Genomic DNA, 6557 nt, shown 5'->3' on the forward strand with positions numbered 1-6557 from the left:
GCAGCGGCCGGGACCGCCACACCCCCGCCGCCCTTCGACGGCCCTTCCGACCACGCGTACAACGACCCGGCGGCCGGCCGCGCCGCCACCCCGAGGAGACCCGTGAACCCCTTCGACGACCCCGACGCGACCTTCCTGGTCCTCGCCAACGACGAGGAGCAGCACAGCCTCTGGCCCGCCCACCTGACCGTCCCGGCCGGCTGGCGCGAAGTCCACCCCGCGACCGACCGGGCCACCTGCCTGACCTGGATCGAGACGAACTGGACCGACCTCCGACCGCACTCGCTGCACACCGCCGAGGCCACCCGATGACCGCCACCGACACCGGCACCACGGCCGTGACGGCCGCCCGAAACCGGCAGGAAACCCCCGCCCTGCGCATCGCCGTCGTCGCAGCGCTACCCCAGACCGCCCCGCCGCTGGTCGAAGCACTGCGCGCCCTCGGACACCAGGTCCCGGTGGTGATTGGCCACCGCCGTCCCACCGACTGGCCCGGCCACGTCCTCGGCGAGCACGACCTACCCGAGGGGGTCGACCTGGCCGTCCCCTCCCATCCGGAGTCGATCGCCGCGCTCCTGCACGCCTACGCCCCGGACGCGGCCGTCAGCTACGGCTACCCCAGAAAACTGCCCGCCTCCGCCGTGTCCGCGCCCCGCCTGGGAACGGTCAACTGCCACCCCTCCAACCTGCCCTCCTACCGCGGCCCCAACCCCGTGGGCTGGGCCGTGCGCAACGGCGAACGCGAGATCGGCGTGACCTGGCACCGCATGGACGCGCAACTGGACACCGGCTCCGTACTCGCCCGCACCACGATCCCCCTGGACGACACGATGTGGTCCTTCACCGGCGTCAACTCACGCGTCCTGGAGGCGGCTTCGTCGATGCTGCCGCAGGTGTTACGGGGGCTCGTGCGCGGGGACGTCGGCGAACCGCAACCACAGCGGGAGGCCACCTGGGCCGGATTCTTCTCGGACGACTACGCCACGGTGGACTGGTCCCGACCCGCCACCGCCATCCACACCCAGGTACGCGCCTGGAACATCGCCGGCCACCACCCCCGCGTCCAGGGCCCGATCGCGGTGATCGACGGCATCCCCTGGAAGCTGCGCCGCACCACCCTGGAACAGCCGCCACCGGGCACCGGCCGCCGGATGCCCTGCGGCACCGGCGATCTGTGGGTACTGGCCGCCGACCCACTGGACCCGGCATGACGACCACGAGCGGCCGCCGCCCGGACCACCAGTCCACCTGATCGGAACTCAGGCCGCGCTCACGCACCGGGGCCCTGCGCCACTGTGGCGCAGGGCCCCGCTCGACAGCCGGCCACCTCCTCTACCTGATCGTCGGCACCCGCCGCGAACGAGGCGTGGAGGTGGACTGGCCGCTGCCCTGGCGCACCCGGAGGTCCTGCCGCCAAGGAATCCCGATCGGGCGGCAACCTTTCCGGGCTGGGCGACCACTGGGGGAGAACGGCGAGGGTGGGCCGGATGCGGCCCGCCCCCCCCGGACCGCATCCACGCACTCCGATCGGGAGCCACACGTGTCACCTGACGACCCCCAGACCGCAGCCCGGCCGCAGACCCTGACCCGGAGTCGCGTCCACGACCGCGGCCGCACCGGCAGCCGCATCGCGGCGGGAGCGATGACGGTCGTGCTCACCGGGGCCGGCGCGGGCGCCCTGGCGCCCGGAGCGAGCGCCGCGCCGGGCATCGCCGTCACCGTCGACGCCGGCACCGCGCTGGGCACGGTGCCCGGCACCGGGGTCGGCCTCAACACCGCCGCGCCCCGGTCCCCTCCGCCGCCGGCACCGTCGGCAGCCGCGCCCAGGCCACCGCCGGCGGAGCCGCCGCAGCGCCCGCTCAGGTCAGCGCGGACGCGACGCCGACTGCCTCACCGACCCAGACCGGCACGGCCGAGGGGCTGGCCACCACCGGCACCAGCGGCACGGTCCTCTACGGCGCCGTCGGCGGTCTGATCGCCCTCGCCACCGGCAGCGTGCTGGTGCTCCGCGGACGCCGCCGCAAGGCCGCCCACGGCAAGTGACACACCGTCAGGTCGTGAGCTGCGGAGGCCGGGCGGCCGCGGCCGGTCAACCGGTGGGGGCGGCTCCCCGTTTCGACTCCCGTCGAGGGTGAGGGGGATGCGCCCTTAAGGCCTCGGTACCCCCACCGAGGCGGCCTTGTCCTGGTTGTCGTTGAGGAGCCTCCCGGTGGAGTAGGCGAGTTGCTCGCCCTGGTTGCGGACCTCGGCGGCTTCCTTGCGGCGGCGGTCCTCCTCGGCGTGCTGCTCGGCCTCGCGGATCATGCGGTCGATGTCGTTCTTGGGCAGGGCGGAGCCGCCGGTGACGGTCATCCTCCCTCCTTCATCGCGTTCACACACAGAACTTCCTCCTGCCGACACATAAAACTTGAGTCGCATACTGTCAAGCCAAGGGGTTGTCCGGCCTTGACCGTCGGGACGGCGATGAGGCCCTCGCGGGAGCCCATCCATCCGTCCTCGTGCCCTCATTTCGGGCATCTTGACAAGCGTTCGCCAAGGTTCTATCCAGTTCCATGAGGTGGTTTGCCGGGTCGCCCGGGAGGTGGTCCGCCATGACGGGATCGAAAGACCGACGCGATCACTACGCGGTGCTGGGGGTGGAGCCCACGGCGTCCGGGCGACAGGTCACCTCGGCCTACCGCAGCCTGGTCCGGCTGCTGCACCCCGACACCCGCCCCCTCGCGCCGGGATCGACGGAGCGACTGGGCGCGGTGGTCGCCGCCTACGAGGTCCTGCACGATCCCGAGCTGCGGGCCGCCTACGACGCCGAACGCCGGACCGCCCGGCCCCGGCCCCGGTCGCGGGCCGCCGGCGCCTGGGCCCGTCCTCCGGCCGCGCGCCGACGGGTATCCGTACGTGTCGTCCGGGAAGGCGACGGCGCGCAGCCTGTGCGCTCCGCGCCGACTCCCTCCAGCGCGGCGATGCCGTACGGGGCCGAACCCCTCGTTCGGGTCGGTCCGGTGCGGATCGAACCGCCGGTCGCGTCGGTGTGGGCGCGGGATGGTGCCGACGACCTCTGGGAGTGGATACAGCACCGGCTGTGGGAGGTGGACCCATGGCTGTGAACGGCAACGACTTCCGCACCGCCGTCGCCTGGCGGGACGGCGGGGCCACCCTCGCGGTCACGGGCGAGATCGACCTCGCCACGGCCGCCGAGCTCGACCACCGCGTCAAGGAGTGCCTGGCACGCGGACCCAGCCGCGTCGAGCTGGACTTCGCGCAGGTGCGATTCTGCGACTGCTCGGGCGCGGGGGCCCTGGAACGGCTCCATCGTCAGGCGCAGGAGAAAGGCATCGTCCTGAAGGTCACGGATGTGCGGGCACCGATCGTCGCCCGGCTGTTCGACCTTCTCGGCCTGACCGACCTGGTCGAACCCCATCGACCTGCTTGAACGGGCTTGCAGGGGCCGCGTACCGCGGCGCGGGTACGGGCCGTCGGTGTCTGGCGCCTGATCGCGGCACCATCGAACAGGCTGTGCCACGGCTGCACGGCAACGGCTGAGCGCCGCAAGGGCTCGCGTCGATCCGGCCCGGGTACGGGGGGCTGCCGGTCCGGGTCCGGGCGCGCTCCCGCACAGCCGCCTCGGAAACGGCCGGAGCGGTGGGCCGCTGGTGGGACATCCGGGTGATCGGGGTCTGGTACACCTACCAGCCCGGCGGCCACGTCTCGATCATCACCGGCAGGAACTCCATGAAGAGCCGCCTGGCTTCGCGCCGCAGGACGATCCCCCTCTGCGCCCGACAGGCAGGACCCCCGACCCGCTACGTCAGCGTGGAGGGCCCATCACGGCGATCGAAGACCCATTCGACCCGCCGAGGCACCGGCGGCTACTCCCGCGTGGAGCATTACTTGACACTCTCAACCATCCACCCTTACCGTCGACATTACTTGAGGACATGAACCATCGAGTTGCTCAACACTTGCTACGAGGAGCACCACCATGAAGGCCATCACCTACCGCGGCTACGGCGGACCGGACGTCCTGGAGTACGGCGACGTACCCGAGCCCAAGCTCGGCCCGGACTCCGTCCTGGTCCGCGTGGCGGCGGCCTCGGTCAACCCGGTCGACTGGAAGATCCAGGCCGGTTACCTCGACAGCGCACTGGACGTCGTCTTCCCCGTGATCCCCGGCTGGGACGTCGCCGGTGTCGTGGAGCAGGTCGGCGTCGGGGTCACCGAGTTCGCCCCGGGCGACGAGGTGATGGGCTACGTCCGCGAGGACCTGGTGCGCCGCGGCACCTTCGCCGAGTACGTCGCCGCGCCCGTGCGCACCCTCGCCCGCAAGCCCGCCGGCCTCGACTTCGCCCAGGCCGCCGGCCTGCCGCTGGCGGGCCTCACCGGCTATCAGGCCCTGACCCGCGCCCTCGAAGTCAAGCCGGGCGAGACCGTGCTGATCCACGCGGCCGCCGGCGGGGTCGGCTCGCTCGCCGTCCAGATCGCCGTCGCCCTGGGCGCCCGGGTGATCGGCACGGCCAGTGAGCGCAACCACGACTACCTGCGCACCCTCGGCGCCGAGCCGGTGGCCTACGGCGACGGCCTGGCCGACCGCGTCCGCGCACTGGCACCGAACGGCCTCGACGCCGTCCTCGACCTGATCGGCGGCGAAGCCCTCCAGATCTCGCCGGCCCTGCTCTCCGACGGCGGCCGCCTCGCCTCCGTGGCCGACGGTGCCGTCCTCGCCCTCGGCGGCCGCTACGTCTTCGTGCGACCCGACGTCGCCGACCTGAGCGCCCTGGCCGACCTCGCCGAGACCGGCCGGCTCACCGTCGAGGTCGCGGCGACGTTCCCCCTGGAGCAGGCGGCCGACGCCCAGCGCCTCAACGCCGCCGGCCACACCCGCGGCAAGATCGTCGTCACCATCCCCTGATCCAGCTCGCCCCCGGCGGCCCGCCCACCCGCCACGGCCGCCCCGCCCCACCCGGAAGGACCCGCCGTGTCCCTCGTCGTGATCACCGACTGGCTCGCCGACACCGGCGCCGAGCAACGCGTCGCTGACCTGCTCCCCGCCGTCACCGAGGCCGCGCTGACCGAGCCCGGCGTGCTCTCCTTCCGGGTGGTCCGTTCCCTGCGCGACCGGTCCGCCTTCGTCGTCTTCGCCGAATACGAGGACGAGCAAGCACTGGCCGCCCACCGTGAGAGTGCCGCGTACGAGCGACTGGTCCTCGCCGGCATCACCCCTCACCTCATCGACCGCCAGGCCGAGGCCTACGCCGTCGTGTGACGAGAGCTGACCGCCGCCTGACCGTGCCGTTGTGCATCAAGGGCCTGCCGCGCCGATTCGGCCGCGCCGGTTCGACCGCACCCGGCCGTCGCGGTCCGCCACATCCCGCCGAAGGCTCTCGACCGGTGAGGCCCGCGGCATTCCGGCAACGGGCTGCGCCGCGTCGCGAGGTGTCGCAGGAAGCAGCCTCCCCACCGATCCATGGGATGAATCCAGGAGGAAACTCCCCTCAAGGCACCCAGGGATGGGTTCGTCGGAGGACATAGTGGCAGGTTGAACGGGCGAGTTCATCGAAGAGGAAGAGGCGCGCTCGACGCGTGGACGACGCCGGCCGTCATGAAGAAGGGCCGCCCGGCACAGGTGCTGCACGTCCTCGCCAGGCCCGGGACGGCCGGGCGCCTGCGGGAACTGATCCTCGCCGAGACCGGGACCCTGGGCGTCCGCCAGACCGTCCGGACGCGCGCCGTGGCACCCCGGCGGACCCGGAACGTCGAGATCGACGGCGTGTCCGTGCGGGTCAAGCACGGCCCCTTCGGAGTCAAGGCCGAGTACGACGACGCCTCGGCCGCCCCCCGGCGAACCGGCCTGCCGCTGCGCGCCGTCGCCGAGCGGGCCCGTCGACGGGCCGAGGAGGCCCCCGGCGACCACCTCGACCTCCCCGACCACCCCGACCGCTCGACGAAGGAGGACGGAACGCCGTGAACAGTGGATCCGGCGGCGGTGGCGCCGTCGAGGAGAGGGCCGCCGCGCACCGGCCACCGCCTGGCCCGCGTCGACCGCGCCGAGCCGGCGGTGCGCGAGGCGCTCGCCGGTGCCGGACTGCGGTCCGAGCAGGTGCGCGTGCGCGACCTCGGGGACACCGTCCGAACCGATCTCGACCCCGAAATACTGTCCGCTGCCGCGCAGTTGACGTGCCTGGCCGACGCCGTGGCCGGGGCTGGCACCGGCGCGGCGCCCGTGGTGATCGACGGCTTCGTCTCCGGCCGGCTCACCCACGAGCGGCAGCCCGCCACCGAGGAGGCCTGAGAACGCACGAGCCTCGCCACCTCCGATGACGAAGTGGCGAGGCTCAGGAGCCGATCGTGATCACCGCGGACCGGGCAGGTCAGTGCTGGAGGGTGAGGAGGCCGGGGCGCCAGGGGAGTTGGTCGTAGGGGCCGGTGGCGTTGGGGTTCTTGCCCTGGTAGAGGAGTTGGAGGTGGCAGGGGTCGATGGTCATGGTCTGGTCGGGGTTGTTGCGGACGAGGTCGCCGTGGCTGATGTCGTTGGTCCAGGTGGCGCCGCTGTTGGCCTTGCC

9 protein-coding genes and 1 pseudogene are annotated in these 6557 nt (G+C 72.9%); 8 read left to right on the forward strand and 2 right to left on the reverse strand.

Features of this window, described 5'->3' with window-relative positions; genetic code table 11:
* Positions 1-102 precede the first annotated feature (102 nt).
* Together PUR71_RS18785 and PUR71_RS18790 are read left to right on the forward strand one after the other, a co-directional pair.
* Positions 103-312 (forward strand): MbtH family protein, encoded by a 210-nt coding sequence (locus PUR71_RS18785; protein WP_329928186.1) that lies wholly within the window; start codon positions 103-105, stop codon positions 310-312.
* The gene (locus PUR71_RS18790) at positions 309-1211 is read left to right on the forward strand and encodes a methionyl-tRNA formyltransferase (protein WP_329928187.1); all 903 of its coding nucleotides are present in this window, start codon (positions 309-311) and stop codon (positions 1209-1211) included. Before PUR71_RS18785 ends, PUR71_RS18790 begins: the two co-directional genes overlap by 4 nt.
* 967 nt (positions 1212-2178) lie before the next feature.
* On the opposite strand, the pseudogene PUR71_RS18795 reads toward PUR71_RS18790, so the two are convergent.
* Positions 2179-2355, reverse strand: a pseudogene (locus tag PUR71_RS18795) (Hsp70 family protein); the annotation flags it as partial.
* A gap of 236 nt (positions 2356-2591) precedes the next feature.
* On the opposite strand from PUR71_RS18795, the gene PUR71_RS18800 reads away from it, so the two are divergent.
* The 6 genes from PUR71_RS18800 to PUR71_RS18825 all read left to right on the forward strand — a co-directional run bounded on the left by PUR71_RS18800 (position 2592) and on the right by PUR71_RS18825 (position 6286).
* Positions 2592-3104 (forward strand): J domain-containing protein, encoded by a 513-nt coding sequence (locus PUR71_RS18800; RefSeq protein WP_329928188.1) that lies wholly within the window; start codon positions 2592-2594, stop codon positions 3102-3104.
* Positions 3095-3430 carry an STAS domain-containing protein gene (locus PUR71_RS18805; protein WP_329928189.1) on the forward strand — a complete coding sequence of 112 codons (336 nt, stop codon included), beginning with the start codon at positions 3095-3097 and terminating at the stop codon, positions 3428-3430. Before PUR71_RS18800 ends, PUR71_RS18805 begins: the two co-directional genes overlap by 10 nt.
* A 549-nt stretch (positions 3431-3979) precedes the next feature.
* Complete coding sequence (locus PUR71_RS18810; protein ID WP_329928190.1) at positions 3980-4906, forward strand: NADP-dependent oxidoreductase; 927 nt, start codon at positions 3980-3982, stop codon at positions 4904-4906.
* Between the two features lie 66 nt (positions 4907-4972).
* Positions 4973-5260 carry an antibiotic biosynthesis monooxygenase family protein gene (locus PUR71_RS18815; protein WP_329928191.1) on the forward strand — a complete coding sequence of 96 codons (288 nt, stop codon included), beginning with the start codon at positions 4973-4975 and terminating at the stop codon, positions 5258-5260.
* A 273-nt stretch (positions 5261-5533) separates the two neighbouring features.
* A complete protein-coding gene (larC, locus tag PUR71_RS18820; protein ID WP_329928192.1) occupies positions 5534-5962 on the forward strand; it encodes a nickel insertion protein in 429 nt (142 codons plus the stop codon).
* Between the two features lie 18 nt (positions 5963-5980).
* Complete coding sequence (locus PUR71_RS18825; RefSeq protein ID WP_329928193.1) at positions 5981-6286, forward strand: hypothetical protein; 306 nt, start codon at positions 5981-5983, stop codon at positions 6284-6286.
* Between the two features lie 79 nt (positions 6287-6365).
* On the opposite strand, the gene PUR71_RS18830 is transcribed toward PUR71_RS18825, so the two are convergent.
* The coding region (locus PUR71_RS18830) for a non-reducing end alpha-L-arabinofuranosidase family hydrolase (RefSeq protein WP_329928194.1) at positions 6366-6557 on the reverse strand (192 nt) is incomplete at its 5' end.

The organism is Streptomyces sp. SP17BM10 (genome assembly GCF_036322405.1).
Lineage (GTDB): Bacteria > Actinomycetota > Actinomycetes > Streptomycetales > Streptomycetaceae > Kitasatospora.